The 17,905-nt window shown below is 62.7% G+C and carries 15 protein-coding genes; 5 read left to right on the forward strand and 10 right to left on the reverse strand.

Going from position 1 to position 17,905, the window contains the following annotated elements:
* Nucleotides 1-23 precede the first annotated feature (23 nt).
* The 5 genes from cobG (at nt 24) to PSH66_RS03180 (ending at nt 5,361) form a co-directional block, all read left to right on the forward strand.
* On the forward strand, nt 24-1,370 hold the full coding sequence (gene cobG, locus PSH66_RS03160) for a precorrin-3B synthase (protein WP_003171461.1): 1,347 nt from the start codon (nt 24-26) through the stop codon (nt 1,368-1,370).
* Nucleotides 1,363-1,989 (forward strand): precorrin-8X methylmutase, encoded by a 627-nt coding sequence (locus tag PSH66_RS03165; RefSeq protein WP_078731372.1) that lies wholly within the window; start codon nt 1,363-1,365, stop codon nt 1,987-1,989. The genes cobG and PSH66_RS03165 overlap by 8 nt, the downstream gene beginning before the upstream one ends.
* Nucleotides 1,989-2,720, forward strand: coding sequence for a precorrin-2 C(20)-methyltransferase (locus tag PSH66_RS03170; protein WP_305428343.1), 732 nt, complete (start codon nt 1,989-1,991; stop codon nt 2,718-2,720). Before PSH66_RS03165 ends, PSH66_RS03170 begins: the two co-directional genes overlap by 1 nt.
* Nucleotides 2,720-4,357, forward strand: a complete 1,638-nt coding sequence (cobJ, locus tag PSH66_RS03175) for a precorrin-3B C(17)-methyltransferase (protein WP_305428344.1) — start codon at nt 2,720-2,722, stop codon at nt 4,355-4,357. The genes PSH66_RS03170 and cobJ overlap by 1 nt, the downstream gene beginning before the upstream one ends.
* 236 nt (nt 4,358-4,593) lie before the next feature.
* Nucleotides 4,594-5,361 carry a hypothetical protein gene (locus tag PSH66_RS03180; RefSeq protein WP_305428345.1) on the forward strand — a complete coding sequence of 256 codons (768 nt, stop codon included), beginning with the start codon at nt 4,594-4,596 and terminating at the stop codon, nt 5,359-5,361.
* Here PSH66_RS03180 and PSH66_RS03185 read toward each other — a convergent pair.
* The 10 genes from PSH66_RS03185 to accB form a co-directional block, all read right to left on the reverse strand.
* Complete coding sequence (locus PSH66_RS03185; protein ID WP_003171467.1) at nt 5,358-5,954, reverse strand: MarC family protein; 597 nt, start codon at nt 5,952-5,954, stop codon at nt 5,358-5,360. The two genes, PSH66_RS03180 and PSH66_RS03185, sit on opposite strands and share 4 nt — an antisense overlap.
* A gap of 102 nt (nt 5,955-6,056) precedes the next feature.
* Nucleotides 6,057-8,828 (reverse strand): hybrid sensor histidine kinase/response regulator, encoded by a 2,772-nt coding sequence (locus PSH66_RS03190; protein ID WP_141063005.1) that lies wholly within the window; start codon nt 8,826-8,828, stop codon nt 6,057-6,059.
* Nucleotides 8,829-8,929: 101 nt separating this feature from the next.
* Nucleotides 8,930-10,222, reverse strand: coding sequence for a phosphoribosylamine--glycine ligase (gene purD, locus PSH66_RS03195; RefSeq protein WP_003171470.1), 1,293 nt, complete (start codon nt 10,220-10,222; stop codon nt 8,930-8,932).
* Nucleotides 10,223-10,407: 185 nt separating this feature from the next.
* Nucleotides 10,408-12,015, reverse strand: coding sequence for a bifunctional phosphoribosylaminoimidazolecarboxamide formyltransferase/IMP cyclohydrolase (purH, locus tag PSH66_RS03200; protein WP_305428346.1), 1,608 nt, complete (start codon nt 12,013-12,015; stop codon nt 10,408-10,410).
* A gap of 81 nt (nt 12,016-12,096) precedes the next feature.
* Complete coding sequence (gene fis / locus PSH66_RS03205; protein ID WP_002555375.1) at nt 12,097-12,417, reverse strand: DNA-binding transcriptional regulator Fis; 321 nt, start codon at nt 12,415-12,417, stop codon at nt 12,097-12,099.
* Nucleotides 12,414-13,427: a tRNA dihydrouridine synthase DusB gene (dusB, locus tag PSH66_RS03210; protein ID WP_078823109.1), complete on the reverse strand. Its 1,014-nt coding sequence runs from the start codon at nt 13,425-13,427 to the stop codon at nt 12,414-12,416. The genes fis and dusB overlap by 4 nt, the downstream gene beginning before the upstream one ends.
* Before the next feature lie 185 nt (nt 13,428-13,612).
* A complete protein-coding gene (locus PSH66_RS03215) occupies nt 13,613-14,860 on the reverse strand; it encodes a DUF3426 domain-containing protein (protein ID WP_305428347.1) in 1,248 nt (415 codons plus the stop codon).
* A gap of 30 nt (nt 14,861-14,890) precedes the next feature.
* Nucleotides 14,891-15,769, reverse strand: coding sequence for a 50S ribosomal protein L11 methyltransferase (gene prmA, locus PSH66_RS03220; protein ID WP_003171479.1), 879 nt, complete (start codon nt 15,767-15,769; stop codon nt 14,891-14,893).
* Between the two features lie 280 nt (nt 15,770-16,049).
* On the reverse strand, nt 16,050-17,411 hold the full coding sequence (gene accC, locus PSH66_RS03225; RefSeq protein ID WP_305428348.1) for an acetyl-CoA carboxylase biotin carboxylase subunit: 1,362 nt from the start codon (nt 17,409-17,411) through the stop codon (nt 16,050-16,052).
* 17 nt (nt 17,412-17,428) lie between these two features.
* Entirely contained in the window at nt 17,429-17,893 is a 465-nt protein-coding gene (accB, locus tag PSH66_RS03230; protein WP_305428349.1) for an acetyl-CoA carboxylase biotin carboxyl carrier protein, read from the reverse strand.
* Between the last annotated feature and the right edge of the window lie 12 nt (nt 17,894-17,905).

Consider the following 17,905-nt stretch of genomic DNA (forward strand, 5'->3'; position numbering starts at 1 on the left):
GACATCCGACGGGCAGGCTTTTCATGCCGCCGGACAAAGCAGGCATAATACCGCGCCTTTACCCGTCAACCGGTAGCCCCGTGAACCCAACGCCCGCTCTGAATACCTTGCGCCCCTCGGCTTGTCCGGGGTTGCTGCGTATCGTCCAGGCGTTGGACGGCGGCATTTGCCGGATCAAACTGGCCGGTGGTTCGATCACCGCCGCGCAGGCGAACGCCGTGGCCGATGCTGCCCAAGCCTATGCCGGCGGGGTGATCGAGGCGACCAACCGCGCCAACCTGCAGATCCGTGGGATCGGCGCCGAGCAGGACGCGTTGATCGCGATGTTGCTCGCTGCGGGCCTGGGCCCGAACAACGCCGCCGGCGACGACGTGCGCAACCTGATGCTCAGCCCCAGCGCCGGTATCGACCCGCAGATGCTGTTCGACACCCGTCCATTGGCCGGGCAGATCCTCGCCACGCTGGAAAATCATCCGCGCTTTCATGCGCTGTCGGCCAAGTTCGCCGTGCAACTGGATGGCGGCGAGGCCCTGGCGATGCTCGAACATCATCATGACCTGTGGCTGTCGGCATTCGTGCGCAATGGCCAGACGTTGCTCGCGTTTGGCCTGGCGGGTTGTCCGGGCCTGGATGCGCCATTGGCCGCCGTGCGATTGGACCAGGGGCACGCGTTGGTGGTGGCTGTCCTCGACGCGTTCCTTGAACTCGCCACCCCAGAGCAAACCCGCATGCGGCATTTACCTGTGGATAACATGCTGGGCCGCCTGAGCCTGCCGCTGCTGCCGATCGAAGGTTTCAAACGCCCGCCCAGCGGCGCTTTGCTTCACCTCGGCACTTATCCACAGGAACAAAAAAATCAATTCTATGTCGCCGCCGTCGCCCCCTTGGGCCGCCTGGATTCGATGATGCTCAAGGGCGCCGCACAGCTTGCCAGCGATTACGGTGACGGCACCTTGCGCTTCACCCCTTGGCAAGGCGTGCTGCTGCCCAATGTCGAAAAACCCCACGGCGTGACGGAACGCTTGGCGCAACTGGGCTTTCTCTGTTCAATCGACCAACCCCTGGCGCGCATGACCGCCTGCACCGGTTCGAGCGGCTGCGCCAAAGCGCTGGCCGATACCAAGGCCGATGCGGTGCAACTGGCTGCGTTGCACACGGGCTTCGACGTCCACCTGTCCGGCTGCCCGCGCTCCTGCGCCGCCGCGCACACCGCGCCGGTCACCTTGTTGGCGGTGAGCCCTGGTCACTACGACCTCTATTTTCGCGAGGCAGCCCAGCCCGGTTTCGGCCGGCTGCACGCGCGCAACCTTTCCATTGAAGCGGCGGGCGCCCTGTTGCGCGCTCGTCCACGGAGCAACACCAATGATTGATTACATCCGCGACGGTCAGGAGATCTACCGCAACTCCTTCGCCATTATTCGCGCGGAAGCCAGGTTGGAGCGTATTCCGGCCGACCTGGAAAAACTCGCGGTGCGGGTGATTCACGCATGCGGCATGGTGGATGCCATCGACGGCCTGCAGTTCTCCGAAGGCGCCGGCAAGGCTGGACGCGATGCTTTGGCGGCGGGCGCGCCGATCCTGTGTGATGCGCGGATGGTCTCCGAGGGCGTGACCCGCGCACGCCTGCCGGCCAATAACCCGGTGATCTGCACCCTGCGTGACGACAGCGTGCCTGAGTTGGCGCGGGAGTTGGGCAACACCCGCTCCGCTGCCGCCCTGGAGTTGTGGCGCCCGCATTTGGCAGGCAGTGTGGTGGTGATCGGCAATGCGCCGACCGCCTTGTTTTACCTGCTGGAAATGCTCGACGCCGGTGCGCCGAAACCGGCGTTGATCCTTGGCTTCCCGGTGGGTTTTGTCGGCGCCGCCGAATCCAAGGCGATGCTGGCGGCCGATAGCCGTGGCGTGCCGTTCGTGATCATGCAAGGCCGCCTGGGCGGCAGCGCCATGGCCGCGGCGGCAGTCAATGCACTCGCCACGGAGGTCGAATAATGCCTGCACGCGGACGTTTGATCGGCCTGGGCGTGGGCCCCGGCGACCCGGAGCTGATTACCCTCAAGGCCCTGCGCCTGCTGCGCGAGTCGCCGGTGGTGGCGTACTTCGTGGCCAAGGGCAAGAAGGGCAATGCGTTCGGCATCATCGAAGATCACCTGGTGCCGCAACAGACCCTGATGCCGCTGGTGTACCCGGTGACCACCGAAGCGCTGCCGGCGCCGCTGTCGTACGAGCAGGTGATCAGCGATTTCTACGACACCGCCAGCGTCAACGTGGCCGCGCACCTGGACGCCGGCCGCGATGTGGCGGTGATCTGCGAAGGCGACCCGTTCTTCTACGGCTCCTACATGTACCTGCATGACCGTCTGGCCGAGCGTTACGACGCCCAGGTCATCCCCGGCGTGTGTTCGATGCTCGGCGGCGCGTCGGTGCTCGGCGCGCCGTTGGTGTATCGCAACCAGAGCCTGTCGGTGTTGTCGGGGGTATTGCCCCATGACGACCTCAAGCGCCGCCTGGGGGATGCCGACGCCGCAGTGATCATGAAACTGGGCCGCAACTTCACCAAGGTGCGTCAGGTGCTGGAAGAACTCGGCCTGGCCGAGCGGGCGCTGTATGTGGAGCGCGCCACCATGGCCAACCAGAAGATCGTGCCGCTGGATCAGGTGGAGCCGATGTCGTCGCCGTACTTCTCGCTGATCATCGTGCCCGGTGAACGGTGGCAAGGGTGATGACTGCAGCGATTGTCATCCTGGGCCAGGGCAGCCTGGCGACGGCGCGCAAAATCCAGCAGGTGTATCCCGGTGCGGTGATTTACGGTTTGGCCGGGCGAGTTGAAGGTGCGGACCAGGCCTACAACGAATTCGGCGCTACCCTGCGCCGGTTGTATCAACAAGGCACGCCGCTGGTTGCCTTGTGCGCCGCCGGCATTGTGATCCGCACCCTGGCGCCGTTGCTGCTGGAAAAAGGTGAAGAGCCCGCCGTGCTGGCCGTGGCCGAAGACGGCAGCGCCGTGGTGCCGCTGCTCGGTGGCCTGGGCGGCGTTAACCGGATGGCGCGGGAAATCGGCGCTGCGCTGAATGTATCCGCTGCGATCACCACCAGCGGCGAGCTGCGTTTTGGCACCTGCCTGCTCAACCCACCCACGGGCTATGAACTGGCCGACCTGGAGCTGGGCAAGCGTTTCGTTTCCGACTTGCTGGCCGGCGAAAGCGTGCGCATCGAAGGCGCGGCGCCATGGTTGGAGCAAGCGAATCTGCCGCAGGACCGGCACGCACGGTTGGCGATTCATGTGGGCAGCGCCGAGCGCGTGCCGGTGGCCAATGAGTTGCTGATCTACCCGAAGAACGTGAGTGTGACCTGCAAGCCGGGCGCGGATTTGGCCGAGCGCGTGCGGGCGGCGTTGCATGACGCGGGCATCGCTGTGCAGTCCCTGGCGTGCCTGCTTGCCAGTGATACGCAAATGGCCGATGCGTCGCTGCATGACGCGGCATCGGCGCTGGCGGTGCCGCTGCGTTTTGCCCGCATCAGCCAAGACGCCGACATCGTGATTCACGTTGCCGAGCAACCGCTGGACCTGTCCCAGGTAGGGCGCCCGCGTGGCCGCCTCGCCGTGATCGGCCTGGGGCCTGGCGCGGCGGAATTGATGGTGCCGGCGGTCAAGGCCGAACTGGCGCGCTGCACCGATGTGCTGGGTTATGAGACCTACGTGCGCATGGCCGGGCCGTTCCGTGACGATCAAGTGCAGCATTGCACCGATAACCGCGAAGAAATGCAGCGCGCGCGCCATGCCTTCGAACTGGCCGCCACGGGCCGTTCGGTGGTGGTGGTGTCGTCCGGTGACCCTGGCGTGTTCGCCATGGCGGCGGCGGTGATCGAGGCGCTTCACGAGTCCAGCGACCCGGCCTGGCATCAGGTTGATCTGCAAATCCTGCCGGGCGTCTCGGCCTCGCTGGCCACTGCTGCCCAGGCGGGTGCGCCGTTGGGGCATGACTTCTGCGTGATGTCGCTGTCGGACAACCTCAAGCCCTGGTCAATCATCGAAAAACGCCTGGATCTCGCCTCCCAGGCCGACCTGGCCCTGGCGTTCTACAACCCGATCTCACGCGCGCGACCTTGGCAGTTGGGGCGCGCCCTGGAAATCGTCGCGCTGCACCGCGAGCCGCGGACACCGGTGGTGCTGGGCCGTGATATCGGTCGCCCGGGCCAGACCCTGCGTGTCACCACGCTGGGGCAACTGACCCCGGAACAGGTGGACATGCGCACCATGGTGCTGATCGGCTCGTCCACCACCTGCACGTTCCCGCGTGCCGGTGGCGGTGAGTGGGTGTATACGCCACGCTGGTACGGCGAAAAACCCGCGTCCTGAATACGCCCCGGCGACCGCTGGAAAGCTCCGAATGACGCAGTGATTGTGCTGCGCGTGTTCGGGGCTTTTTCTTTTTTGCGCGATGAAAACCCGAACGCTTGCAGCGACCCCGCGTGATTGCTGGAGGGCGCGATCCGGCGTGGTCGGCCAAGGCATGTTTGTCGCCTGGAAAGCTCGACTGCCCGTGGACTAGTGTGGAAAGCAGCCCCATGTGGGGTGTTTGTGGAGAACTGAACATGGAGCGACGTCACAGAAGGATCAACAACACGAAAAGGCGAAAACTGATTGCCGCGCACAAGCCGCCGGGTGCGTCGGCCGCTGTGCCGGCTGACACCGACGACAGCAATGCGGCCGTGGTCAACAACAGTGTCATGTCGTTTGCCGAGGGGGTGTCGGGCCTGCACCGGGAATACATTCGCAAAAGCTATTTGCTGGCCAGCAGTTATGTCAGCGATGTGTTGAATGTTAAGCGCGGTACCGAGGCCTGGTACGACGCGTTTATCAACGTGATGCTCAGCCTGGGCTGGCTGCCGCTGCGCAGCCGTTTCGAGCGGGTCTCGCGTTCGGACAAGGGCCTGACGGTACAGGTGGCGGCATTGAACATCATCGCGGCGCTGTTGGCGTCGTCCTCATGGGCCGGGCCGCTGGTCAATGCGTTGCCTAAACTGGCGGCCGATGCGCTGGAGGCGTTGAAACAGCAGCCGGCGTCTCTGGCGTTGTTCAAGCGCAACACGACGCTGCACCAGGGCGGTGATTTTGGCCTGGCGTCCTGCGTCGAAGCGGATGGGGAATTGATGATGGTGCTGGTGACCTACAGCACCCAGGGCGTGAATAAACAGGTGGGGTTGCCGTTCCTGGAATGGGACAGCGCCTCGGTCGAGGCTTTCAGCGGGCAGACCTGCCTGGTGCTGAATACCTCGCTGGTCAACGAAAAAACCGTCCAGATGATGCGCGAAAGCGCGGGCGACAAGGTGCAACTGGCGATCGCCAAGTACCGTATCTAAGGCACCAGATAACCGCGCACGCCGGTAAAGATGATTTGCGCGGCGAGGGCGCACACAAACAGGCCCATCAGCCGGCTGACAATTTGCAGGCCCTGGTCACCGAGAATGCGTTCGATACGGTTGGACAGGTACAGCACCACGCCCACCGTGAGGCTGGCCAGGGCGATGCTGAGGATGGCGGTGAGCTTGTCATCCCAGTGAGGCTGGCTGACCCCCATCACCAGCAGCGCACCGATGGTGCCGGGGCCGACAGTGAGGGGGATGGTCAGCGGCACGATGGTCACGTCCTGCTGCACGTTGTCGGTCTGCACCGCCGACTTGCCCTGTGCCATGCCCAGCGCCGAGATAAACAGCACACTGCCTGCGCCGATGCGGAACGCATCCACGGTGATGCCGAACACGCTGAAAATGACGCGGCCGAACAGGTAGAGCAGCACGCTCGACACCAGGGTCGCCAGCGCCACTTTCCAGGCCAGGCGCCGCCGTTCTTTGCTGGAGTAGCCACGGGTCAGGCTGATAAAGCAGGACAGCACGAAGAACGGGCTGTAGAGCACCAGCATCTTCAGGTAAACGCTGAACAACACGTGGAGCATGGGGGTGGCTCGCGGGAGGGGAAAGTGTGCAGAGTCTATCAGGCGATAGAGATCAAATGTGGGAGGGGCCAAGTCCCCCCCACTTTGGAAGTGTATTTCAGATCAGGAGGGTTCGTGCTCGGGGCGTTGCTGACGCTGCGCCACCCAGAACTCCACCAGCTCGCGCAACTGCGACAACTCCACCGGCTTGGCCATGTGCCCGTCCATGCCGGCCTGGCGCGCGCGTTCCTTGTGTTCCGACAGGATATGCGCCGTCAGCGCCACCACCGGCGTGCGGATGCGTTGGTGGCTGACTTCCCATGCACGCAGTTGCTGGGTGGCGGAGAAGCCATCGAGAATCGGCATTTCACAGTCCATCAACACCAGGTCGTAGCGCTGGGCTTTCATCGCCTCCAGCGCTTCTTCGCCGTTGCTGGCGGTGTCCGGGTCGAGGTTGAGTTTGCCGAGCATGCCGCGAATAACTTTGGTGGAAATGCTGTTGTCTTCGGCCACCAGGATCTTGAAGTCACCGGGCACCGTCACCACGGGTGGTGCGCTGAGCGCCGGGCGAGACGGCAGACCGCCTTTGTTGCGCTGGGTCAGTTCGTCGGCCAGGGTGGTCTTGAGGGTATAACCGGCCACCGGCTTGGCGAGGATGCGCTTGATCCCGCAGTTGCGTGCAATGATCTTGCTCGGCGCGTTGCTGATGCCGGTGAGCATGATCAGCAGGATGTCGTGGTTCAGGCTCGGGTCTTCCTTGATCTTCGCCGCCAGTTGCATGCCGGTCATACCGGGCATGTTCTGGTCCAGCAACACCACATCGAAGTAGTCGCGCAGGTGCGCCTTGGTACGCAGCAACGCCAGGGCTTCCTTGCCGGAGGGGACGGCGCTGACGTTCAGGCCCCAGGCCGTGCATTGCTGCACCAGCACTTTGCGGCAGGTGTCGTTGTCGTCCACCACCAGCACCCGTGCGTCCTTGAGCGGGCCGTCCAGGTCGGAGGTCGGGTGCTCCAGGCGTTCCGGGTCCAGCGGCAGCGTCAGCCATAGGGTACTGCCTTGATGGCTGCCGCTCTTGATGCCGAACTCGCCGTTCATCAACAGGATCAACTGACGGGCGATGACCAGGCCAAGGTGGCCGCTCAAGCGCGTGGCCGAGAGGAAGTTCTTGCTGTGCAGTTCGCTGTGCAACAGGGCCTCGCGCTCGACGGCTTCCATCGGCAGGCCGCTGTCTTGCACGGCGATGCGCAGGCGCGGCTTGGTGCTGCGGTCGTCCAGGGCGACGACGATCAGCACTTCGCCTTCATCGGTCTTATGCAGGGCGTTTTCCAGCAGGCTCAGCAGTGCCTGGCGCAGGCGGGTCGGGTCACCACTGATGACGCGTGGCACCTGGGGCTGGATAAAGCTGATCAACTCGACGTTCTGCTGCTCGGCCTTGGCGCGGAAGATGCTCAGGCAGTCTTCGAGCAGCGCGTTGAGGTCGAACTGCACATCGTCCAGCTCGATCTGCCCGGATTCGAGCTTGGAGATGTCGAGGATCTCGTTGATCAGCGTCAGCAGTTCGTTGCCGGCGCTGTGGATGGTCTGCACGTAATCGCGCTGCTTCACCGACAGCGGCGTGCCCAGCAGCAGTTCGGTCATGCCCAGTACGCCGTTCATGGGGGTGCGGATTTCGTGGCTGATCTTGGCCAGGAACTCGGCCTTGGCGGCGATTTCGGCATTGCTGGCGGCCAGGTCGCGGCTGAGGCTGAAGCGCGCCTCGACAATTGCACGCTGGCGCTCGCCCAGGGCCAGGCTCATCAACAGGCCACTGAGACAGATGAACGCCAGCAGGGTGACGATCAACCCCTGCGGCGACACCATCGTCAGGCCCAGCAACGCCGGCAGGATGATCAGTGTGCCAATGTTGAACACCACCATGCCCGCCACGAACAACCGTGCCGGCCGGTAGCCCTTCTGCCAGTGATAGGCCGAGACAAACAGCATGCTCAGGCCGGCGAGGGCCACCAGGGCGTAGGTAATGATGTTCAGCGGCAGGGTGTTGACGAACAACAGCAGCAGGCCGCACAGCACGATAAACAGGATGTCGGCCATCAACAGTTTGTTCAGCGGGTGCGGGCCCAGTGGCATGAAGAAGCGATAGGCAAACATCAGTCCGCACGGCGCGGTCAGCAGCAAGGCCAGGTAGGCGCCCGGCGTTTGCAACGCATGCCAGTTCGGCAACCAGGGACCTGGCAGGTTGAGCAGCAGCGCCAGGCTGAGCAGCAACAGTATTTCGCACGCCGCCAGCCACAGGCTGCTGCGTGAGCGATGGTAGGCAAAGCGTGAAACGTTGTGCAGGATCAGCATCAGCAGGCAGCCGAACAGCAGGCCGTAGATCAGTGTCTGGGTCTGGTCGGCGGCGGCCAGCACGGCCGGCTCAAGGGTGATATAGGGGCGCAGCTCGTGTTCCGACACCAGGCGCAGGTAGACCTCGAGGGGCTGCTGGCTCTGGGGCATCGGTAGCATGAAATCACTGCTGGGCAGCGGACGTTGTTCCTGTGGCTGGCGGGCGCCGGTGCTTGTTTGCTCCACCAGCGTGTCGCCGTCCAGGACGTACAGGCTCAGGTGCGACAGGTCCGGGGCGAATACCCGCAGCACTTGCTCGTGCTTGCCCGGTTGCAGTTTGAAACGTACCCACAACGCACCGTCCGGCGGTGCCGCCGTGATACGGTCCAGTTCGATGGGGCTGAATTGGTTGGTGTAGCGCGAGGAGCGAATATCGCTCAGTTGCAGGTCTGCCTGCTCATCAAGCAATACTGCCCAGCCACTGCCTTGCGCGGCGGCTTGGGCCGGGAACAGGCAGAGCAGCGTCAGCAGACTGACAGTGAAACCTATGGCGATCCTGAGCCAGCGCACGGCGAAATCCCTTCGTAGGTTGATGCACGGGTTAACTATGCGCGGGGTAGCCGGTGTACGGCAAGGGCCTGAGGCCCTTGCCTGACCGAACGGATAGCAGGTTACTGGTTCTCGCCACGTTCACGGGCAATGGCGCGGTAGCCGATGTCGGTGCGATAGAAGCAGCCTTTCCAATCGATTTTCGCGGCCAGTGCGTACGCCTGTTGTTGCGCAGCGTCGACACTGGCGCCCATGGCGGTGGCGCACAGCACACGGCCACCGGCGGTCACGACCTTACCATCCTTGAGCGCGGTGCCCGCATGGAACACTTTGCCTTCCAGCGACGCCGCCGCGTCCAGGCCTTCAATCACATCGCCCTTGGCGTAGTCGGCAGGGTAACCGCCGGCCGCCAGCACGATGCCAACGCTCGGACGCGGGTCCCACTGCGCTTCGACTTTGTCCAGGGCCTGGGCCAGGGCGGCTTCCACCAGCAGCACCAGGCTCGATTGCAGGCGCAGCATCACCGGTTGGGTTTCCGGGTCGCCGAAGCGGCAGTTGAACTCGATGACCTTCGGGTTACCGGCCTTGTCGATCATCAGGCCGGCATAGAGGAAACCGGTGTACACATTGCCTTCATCGGCCATGCCGCGCACGGTTGGCCAGATCACCAGGTCCATTACGCGTTGATGCACTTCGCTGGTGACCACCGGGGCAGGGGAGTAGGCGCCCATGCCGCCGGTGTTCGGGCCGCTGTCGCCGTTGCCGACGCGCTTGTGGTCCTGGCTGGTGGCCATCGGCAGGACGTTCTTGCCGTCGACCATCACGATAAAGCTGGCTTCTTCGCCGTCGAGGAACTCCTCGATCACCACGCGCGAACCGGCATCGCCAAAGGCATTGCCGGCGAGCATGTCGCGCACGGCGTCTTCGGCTTCCTGCAAGGTCATCGCGACGATCACGCCTTTACCGGCGGCCAGGCCATCGGCCTTGATCACAATCGGCGCACCTTTTTCACGCAGGTAAGCCAGGGCCGGCTCGATCTCGGTGAAGTTCTGGTAGTCGGCGGTCGGGATCTTGTGGCGTGCCAGGAAGTCCTTGGTGAATGCTTTGGAGCCTTCCAGCTGCGCGGCACCGGCGGTTGGGCCGAAGCAGTCCAGGCCGCGGCTGCGGAACAGGTCCACGACGCCGGCTACCAACGGCACTTCCGGACCGACGATGGTCAGGGAAACGTTTTTCTCGGCAAAATCCGCAAGCTGCTCCAGAGCCAATACGTCGATGGCGACGTTTTCGCACTTGGCTTCAATCGCGGTACCAGCGTTGCCGGGGGCGACGAAAACTTTTTGGACGCGCGGGTCCTGGGCAACTTTCCAGGCCAGGGCGTGTTCACGGCCACCGCTGCCAATAATCAAAACATTCATTTCAAAAACCTCAAATTCTGTAGGCGCTGCTAGGGCGCTTTATGTGGGAGGGGGCTTGCTGTGGCGAGGGAGCTTGCTCCCGTTCGACCGCGTAGCGGTCGCCAGCTTTTGGGGGCGCTTCGCACCCCAGCGGGAGCAAGCTCCCTCGCCACAAAAACCGGGTCCCACATTTCTATTGCGTCGGATCAGTGGCGGAAATGGCGCATGCCGGTGAAGACCATGGCGATGCCGGCTTCATCAGCAGCAGCAATCACTTCAGCATCGCGCATCGAGCCGCCCGGTTGGATCACGGCAGTCACACCGGCCTTGGCGGCGTTGTCCAGGCCATCACGGAACGGGAAGAAGGCGTCGGACGCCATCACCGAACCCGCCACCTGCAAACCGGCGTGCTCAGCCTTGATCGCGGCGATACGCGCCGAATTCACGCGGCTCATCTGGCCGGCGCCGACACCGATGGTCTGGCGGTTCTTGGCGTAGACGATGGCGTTGGATTTAACGTATTTGGCCACTTTCCAGGCGAAGATCAGGTCGTGGATCTCTTGCTCGGTCGGAGCGCGCCGGGTCACGACTTTCAGGTCTTCACTGCCGATCATGCCGATGTCGCGGCTCTGTACCAGCAAGCCGCCATTGACGCGTTTGTAGTCCCAGGCAGCGGCGCGGTCAGCCGACCATTCGCCGCAGGCCAGCAGACGCACGTTGGCTTTTGCGGCAACGATGGCGCGGGCTTCTTCACTCACGCTCGGTGCGATGATCACTTCAACGAATTGACGGTCGACGATGGCCTTGGCGGTTTCGGCATCCAGCTCACGGTTGAAGGCAATGATGCCGCCGAAGGCCGATTCGGTATCGGTGGCGTAGGCCAGTTCGTAGGCCTGGCGAATGCCGCCTTCAGCGTCCGGGCTCACGGCCACGCCACACGGGTTGGCGTGCTTGACGATCACGCAGGCCGGCTTGACGAAGCTCTTCACGCATTCCAGTGCGGCGTCGGTGTCGGCTACGTTGTTGTAGGACAGTTCCTTGCCTTGCAGTTGGGTCGCGGTGGCGATGCCGACTTCGGCCGGTTTTGCCTCCACATAGAACGCCGCGCTCTGGTGCGGGTTCTCGCCGTAGCGCATTTCCTGGGCCTTGACGAACTGGCTGTTGAAAGTGCGCGGGAACTGGCTGCGGCCTTCCGTGCTCAGGGTTTCGGCGGCCTGGTTCACGGTGCCCATGTAGTTGGCGATCATGCCGTCGTAGGCGGCAGTGTGTTCGAACGCCTTGAGCATCAGGTCGAAGCGCTGGGCGTAGGTCAGGCCGCCGGCTTTCAGGCTTTCGAGCACTTGGGTGTAGTCGCTGGCGTTGACCACGATGGCCACGTCTTTGTGGTTCTTGGCTGCCGAGCGAACCATGGTCGGGCCGCCGATATCGATGTTTTCGATGGCGGTCGGCAGGTCACAGCCTGGCTTGTTGATGGTGGCTTCGAACGGGTACAGGTTGACGGCCACCAGGTCGATCGGCTTGATGCCGTGCTCGTTCATGATGGCGTCGTCGATACCGCGACGACCGAGGATGCCGCCGTGGATTTTCGGGTGCAGGGTCTTGACCCGACCGTCCATCATTTCTGCGAAACCGGTGTAGTCCGCGACTTCTACTGCGGCCACGCCGTTGTCCTGCAGCAGTTTGAAGGTCCCGCCCGTGGAGAGGATTTCCACACCCAGGGCTTCCAGCTCCCGGGCAAATTCGAGGATGCCGGTCTTGTCGGAAACGCTGATCAAGGCGCGGCGGATCGGCAGGCGGGTAGTCTGGTCGGTCATTTCAATTTCCATCAAAAGCAAAGGAGTCAGCAAAAAAGGCGACCGGTTTTACGCGGGCGCCTTTCTGGTTTGATTGAATGCTTACAGCAAATCGTATTGCTTGAGCTTTTTGCGCAACGTGCCACGGTTGAGGCCCAGCAGCTCACTGGCTTTGGTCTGGTTGCCCTTGACGTAGTTCATCACGCTTTCGAGCAGGGGCGCCTCGACTTCGGAGAGCACCAGGTTGTACACGTCCGTGACGGAAGCGCCCTCAAGGTGGGCGAAATAATTGTGCAGCGCCTTCTCGACACTCCCGCGAAGGGTCTGGCCTTCTTCGCTCGGCGTGTTCAGGTGCTGTTTCAAATTGACGTTGTCGCTCACGGGTGTTGTTCCACTCACTAAAGTCTCGGTCATCATCGTCATGCGGCCACCCCTTGTCCGTCCCCTGCTCTCAGGCTCTTGTCTCGTTCGGCAAAGAACTCACGAACGGCGGCGACCTGTGCTTGCGTTTCATCCAAACGATTGAACCCGGCGCGAAACTCCCTGGCGCCCGGCAGGGTTGCGAGATACCAACCCACATGCTTGCGAGCAATGCGCACGCCCATCACATCCCCATAGAAAGTGTGAAGGGCAGCCAGATGCTCAAGCAGAATACGTTCCACCTCGAACAGCTCCGGTGCCGGCAGGGTTTCACCGGTACGCAGAAAGTGCTCGATCTCACGAAAAATCCACGGTCGCCCTTGAGCGGCCCGGCCGATCAACAGGCCATCGGCACCGGTGGCGTGCAGCACGCGCCGGGCTTTTTCAGCTGAATCGATATCGCCATTGGCAAATACCGGCATCGACACGGCCTGCTTGATGGCGGCAATGGTGTCGTATTCGGCTTCACCTGTGTACAGATCGGCGCGAGTGCGGCCATGCACTGCCAGCGCTGTAATGCCTGCCTGTTCGGCGATCTTCGCCACCGTCAGGCCGTTCTTGTTGTCCCGGTCCCAGCCGGTACGAATCTTCAGGGTGACCGGCACATCCACTGCGGCGACAACGGCCTGCAGGATCTCGGCAACCAACTGCTCATCCTTCAACAGGGCGGAACCGGCGGCCTTGTTGCAGACCTTCTTGGCCGGGCAGCCCATGTTGATGTCGATAATCTGCGCGCCCAACGCCACGTTGGCCCGCGCCGCATCCGCCAGCATTTGCGCATCACCGCCGGCGATCTGTACCGAGCGGGGCTCGGGATCGCCTTCGTGGATCATGCGCATCCGCGATTTGCGGGTGTTCCACAAGCTCATGTCGCTGGTGACCATTTCCGAGACTACAAGACCCGCGCCCAAACGTTTGCACAGCTGACGAAAGGGCTGGTCGGTGACGCCCGCCATCGGGGCGAGAATCAAGCCGTTCTGCAATGTGTATGGGCCGATGCGTACCGCCGACATAGGACTTCCCTGTTGTGGGGCCGGATCATTAGAGTTCGAAAAAGGGTTGGCATGATACCCGCTCTCGATGACTGGATAAAGGCTGAATTGGATAAAATCTGAACAGTTATTTCTTTATCGCCGCTGGTTTGGTTGTGCCGCGCGCAGTCAACAATCTGCCGCCAAACCCTTGTACATAAGCCGATTCACTCGGGCGAGTGGAAGGTCAGGCTGTAATTCACGGCCTTATTGCCTGGGTCGAGGATGTCCAGGGAAATATGGATCGGCGTTTGTGATGGCATTTCGCTGACTCCGGCCAGCTCGCCGCTGAGGTATTCGGCCGGCTTGAAGCGACGACTGGCGATCAGCCCGCCGTTGATGTCGGCAAAACGCAGCTCCAGCAACGGGAAGGGCTGGGAGAACGTCGCGCGGTTATAGATGATCGCGTCCACCACCAGCGCCCCGGCAAACTCCGGGTGGCTGCGCACCACCAGGTTACTGCTCTTTATGTGGGCGATATCGACCCGCGATGGCACGGTGCAGCCCAGCGTGGGGCACAGTTGCTGGAACCACGGGCGATAGGCGTCCTGGCGAGCCAGGTCGTCGAATTGATAGGCAATATACTGACCTGCCAGGCCGGCGGCGGCGATCAGTACCAGTAATAGCCAGATCAGGCGGCGACCCCAGCTCGACGGGCGCTTTTGCGCGTAAAGGTGCAGCGGATCGTCTTCCAGGTCCTGCAGCAGGTCGTCGTGTTCGCTGGCAGGCGCGCGCAATCGCTTGCGGCGCTGCTGGGGGTGTTCTTCGGGCTCCGTGTCGTCCGCGTCTACCGTCACGGGGGTGACGGGCGGGTCGACGGGTTCATCGCCAAGGGTTGCCCGCATCGGCGGTTCGTCGTCGATATCGTCGACGTGAAGCGACATGGACGGTTCGGTGCGCTGCCGTGTCGCAGGGGCCTTGGTCGGTTCCGGCTCGTCTTCGACTACGTGGGTGCGTTCTTCAGGCGGTTCGCTGAACAGGCTGGCGGCCCATTTTTCCTCTTCGGCCTTGACCGTATCGCGGCTGGCGCTGAGGGCATCTTCCTTCTGTCGACGGTCGGAACCCGCTTGGCGACGCTCTGTGCCGGCCGGCTGCGTATGCTGGATCTCGCGGCGCTCCAGCTTGGCAAGTTCTACGTCCAGGTCCAGGTTGTCCAGGTCCAGTTCTTCGGCAGTCCACTGTTTCTGGCTGATCGCCCGCTGTGCCTGGGGCGCCGTCTCGGGCGCAGGTTCAGCCGCCGCCGGCTGCTCGGGTGCGGGCGCGTGGGCGCGCTGCTCCAGCAACTGGCGAGCGGCATTGAACACTTGCAGGCACGAGCCGCAACGCACCACGCCGCGGGCCACGCTCAACTGGGCATGGTTGACGCGGAAACGGGCTTGGCAATGCGGGCACTGGGTGACGAAACTGTCGGTCATGCGGCCATCCGATTCAGGCAAGCGCTCATTCTAGCGCCGACGACCGCTGATGCGTACCCAGCCATCGCGGTTGGCGATCGGGTCCAGCTCGAAATCCCTGGCATAGGCGGCGGCAACCTCTTCACCTTGCTCGGCGAGAATGCCCGACAGCGCCAGACGGCCGCCCGGCTTGACCAGGCTCGACAACTGCGGCGCCAGGGAGACCAGCGGCCCGGCGAGGATATTGGCCACCAGCACATCAGCCTGTACCTGGGGCAGGTCCTCAGGCAGGTAGAGTGGGAATTTTCCTTCGGGGATGTGGTTGCGCCCGGCGTTGTCGCGGGAGGCTTCCAGCGCCTGCACGTCGATATCGGTGCCCACGGCTTCCTTGGCGCCCAACAACAGCGCAGCAATCGCCAGGATCCCCGAGCCGCAGCCGAAATCCAGCACGTGGCTGTCGGTCAGGTCCTGGCCGTCCAGCCATTCCAGGCACAGTGCGGTGGTGGGGTGGGTGCCGGTGCCGAACGCCAGGCCCGGGTCGAGCAGCAGGTTGACTGCGTTTGGCTCGGGAGCAGCGTGCCAGCTCGGCACGATCCACAGGCGCTGGCCGAAACGCATCGGTTGGAAATTGTCCATCCAGCTGCGTTCCCAGTCCTGGTCTTCGATCACTTCGCTGTGATGCTCGGGCAGCGGGCCGCCGGTGAGCAACTCCATATGGGCCAGCACGGCGGCGGCGTCGGTGCCGTCTTCGAACAGGGCCAGCAGGTGGGTGTGGGACCACAGCGGGGTGGTATTGAGTTCGGGTTCGAAAATCGGCTGGTCTTCAGCGTCCATGAAGGTCACTGAAACAGCGCCCACTTCGAGGAACGCGTCTTCGTAGGTTTCGGCTTGTTCTGGGCTGATGGCGAGACGGACTTGCAGCCAAGGCATGGCGGGCACCTTTGAAAAGAATGAGTCTGCAGCGGGGAGGGGCTGCGAAAGGGCGCAAGTTTACGCGAGCGAACGGCAGAAGACGACACTGCTGACTGCACGCCCGTCAAATGTGGGAGGGGGCTTGCTCCCGATTGCTGGGTGTCGGTCAATACATCTGCTGTCTGACACACCGCTATAGGGAGCAAGCCCCCTCCCACATTTGGACCGTATACATTCATAAAAAACGCTACCCACAAACAACAAAACCGCCCGAAGGCGGCTTTGTTGGGTGGAGCACTTACTGATTGGCCAGCTTGTGTTCCAGGTAGTGAATGTTCACACCACCTTCGCAGAAGCCTTCATCACGAACCAGGTCCCTGTGCAGCGGGACGTTGGTCTTGATGCCGTCGACCACGATTTCGTCCAGGGCGTTGCGCATGCGGGCCATGGCCTCGTCGCGAGTGGCGCCCCAGGTGATCAGCTTGCCGATCAGCGAGTCGTAGTTGGACGGTACCTTATAGCCGCTGTACAGGTGCGAATCGACGCGAACGCCGTTGCCGCCCGGGGCATGGAAATGCTTGACCAGGCCTGGGCTCGGCATAAAGGTTTTCGGGTCTTCGGCGTTGATCCGGCACTCCAGGGAGTGGCCGTGAATCTTCACGTCGTCCTGGGTGAAGGACAGCACGTTGCCGGCGGCGATGCTGAGCATCTCCTTGACGATGTCGATACCGGTGACCATCTCCGAAACCGGATGCTCTACCTGCACACGAGTGTTCATCTCGATGAAGTAGAAACGACCGTTCTCGTAGAGGAACTCGAAGGTACCGGCGCCACGGTAGTTGATGTCGATGCACGCCTTGACGCAGCGCGCGAGGACTTCCTGGCGGGCCTTTTCGTCCAGACCCGGTGCCGGCGCTTCTTCCAGGACCTTCTGGTGACGGCGTTGCAGCGAGCAATCGCGGTCGCCCAGGTGGATGGCGTGGCCCTGGCCGTCGGACAATACCTGCACTTCCACGTGACGCGGGTTGGTCAGGTATTTCTCGAGATAGACCATCGGGTTGCCGAACCAGGCGCCCGCTTCGGAACGGGTCTGCTTGGCGGCTTCGATCAGGTCTTCTTCCTTGTGCACCACGCGCATACCGCGACCACCACCGCCACCGGCAGCCTTGATGATCACCGGGTAGCCGACTTCGCGACCAATGCGCAGCGCGGTTTCCTCGTCTTCAGGCAGTGGGCCGTCGGAACCTGGAACGGTCGGCACGCCGGCGGCGATCATGGCGTCCTTGGCCGAGACCTTGTCGCCCATCAGGCGAATGGTCTCGGCTTTCGGGCCGATGAAGGCAAACCCGGATTTTTCCACCTGTTCGGCGAAATCGGCGTTTTCCGCGAGGAAGCCGTAGCCCGGGTGGATGCCATCGGCGCCGGTCACTTCTGCCGCGGCGATGATGTTCGAGACTTTCAGGTACGAGTTCGTGGCCAGTGGCGGGCCGATGCAGATGCTTTCGTCCGCCAGTTTCACGTGCATCAATTCGGTATCGGCCGTCGAGTAAACAGCGACGGTCTTGATGCCCTCTTCCTTACAGGCGCGCAGGATACGCAGCGCGATCTCGCCGCGGTTGGCGATCAGGACTTTTTGCAGTTTCTTCGCAGGTTTCAACATCGAAGGCGCTCCGCGGTTCAAACGATGGTGAACAGCGGCTGGTCGTACTCAACCGGCTGACCGTTTTCTACCAGGATGGATTCAATGATGCCGGCTTTTTCTGCGGTGATGTGGTTCATCATTTTCATCGCTTCAACGATGCAGATGGTGTCGCCCACTTTCACGGTCTTGCCCACTTCAACGAAGGCTGGCGAAGTCGGTGCCGGGGTGCGGTAGAAAGTACCGACCATTGGCGACTTGACCACGAAGCCGTTCAGCACAGGCGCTGCTGGAGCGGCAGGCGCCGCGGCAGCTGGAGCGGCGGCGGCAGGCGCGGCAGGGGCTGGCGCCGGTGCTTGCATCTGCGGTGCGTAGAACTGTTGGGCCGGGGTCTTGCTGTGACGGCTGATCCGTACGGACTCTTCGCCTTCCTTGATTTCCAGCTCGTCGATACCGGATTCTTCCAGCAGTTCGATCAATTTCTTAACTTTACGGATATCCATGAATCATCAACT

This window comes from Pseudomonas sp. FP597 (assembly GCF_030687435.1).
In the GTDB taxonomy this organism is placed as follows: domain Bacteria; phylum Pseudomonadota; class Gammaproteobacteria; order Pseudomonadales; family Pseudomonadaceae; genus Aquipseudomonas; species Aquipseudomonas lactucae.

What these genes read in the sequence shown, in the direction of transcription:
- accC (WP_305428348.1), bottom strand. Translation starts at nt 17,411, where the DNA reads ATGTTGAAACCTGCGAAGAAACTGCAAAAAGTCCTGATCGCCAACCGC.
- purD (WP_003171470.1), bottom strand. Translation starts at nt 10,222, where the DNA reads ATGAATGTTTTGATTATTGGCAGCGGTGGCCGTGAACACGCCCTGGCC.
- cobJ (WP_305428344.1), top strand. Translation starts at nt 2,720, where the DNA reads ATGACTGCAGCGATTGTCATCCTGGGCCAGGGCAGCCTGGCGACGGCG.
- prmA (WP_003171479.1), bottom strand. Translation starts at nt 15,769, where the DNA reads ATGCCTTGGCTGCAAGTCCGTCTCGCCATCAGCCCAGAACAAGCCGAA.
- PSH66_RS03165 (WP_078731372.1), top strand. Translation starts at nt 1,363, where the DNA reads ATGATTGATTACATCCGCGACGGTCAGGAGATCTACCGCAACTCCTTC.
- PSH66_RS03215 (WP_305428347.1), bottom strand. Translation starts at nt 14,860, where the DNA reads ATGACCGACAGTTTCGTCACCCAGTGCCCGCATTGCCAAGCCCGTTTC.
- purH (WP_305428346.1), bottom strand. Translation starts at nt 12,015, where the DNA reads ATGACCGACCAGACTACCCGCCTGCCGATCCGCCGCGCCTTGATCAGC.
- dusB (WP_078823109.1), bottom strand. Translation starts at nt 13,427, where the DNA reads ATGTCGGCGGTACGCATCGGCCCATACACATTGCAGAACGGCTTGATT.
- PSH66_RS03185 (WP_003171467.1), bottom strand. Translation starts at nt 5,954, where the DNA reads ATGCTCCACGTGTTGTTCAGCGTTTACCTGAAGATGCTGGTGCTCTAC.
- PSH66_RS03170 (WP_305428343.1), top strand. Translation starts at nt 1,989, where the DNA reads ATGCCTGCACGCGGACGTTTGATCGGCCTGGGCGTGGGCCCCGGCGAC.
- cobG (WP_003171461.1), top strand. Translation starts at nt 24, where the DNA reads ATGCCGCCGGACAAAGCAGGCATAATACCGCGCCTTTACCCGTCAACC.
- fis (WP_002555375.1), bottom strand. Translation starts at nt 12,417, where the DNA reads ATGACGATGATGACCGAGACTTTAGTGAGTGGAACAACACCCGTGAGC.
- accB (WP_305428349.1), bottom strand. Translation starts at nt 17,893, where the DNA reads ATGGATATCCGTAAAGTTAAGAAATTGATCGAACTGCTGGAAGAATCC.
- PSH66_RS03180 (WP_305428345.1), top strand. Translation starts at nt 4,594, where the DNA reads ATGGAGCGACGTCACAGAAGGATCAACAACACGAAAAGGCGAAAACTG.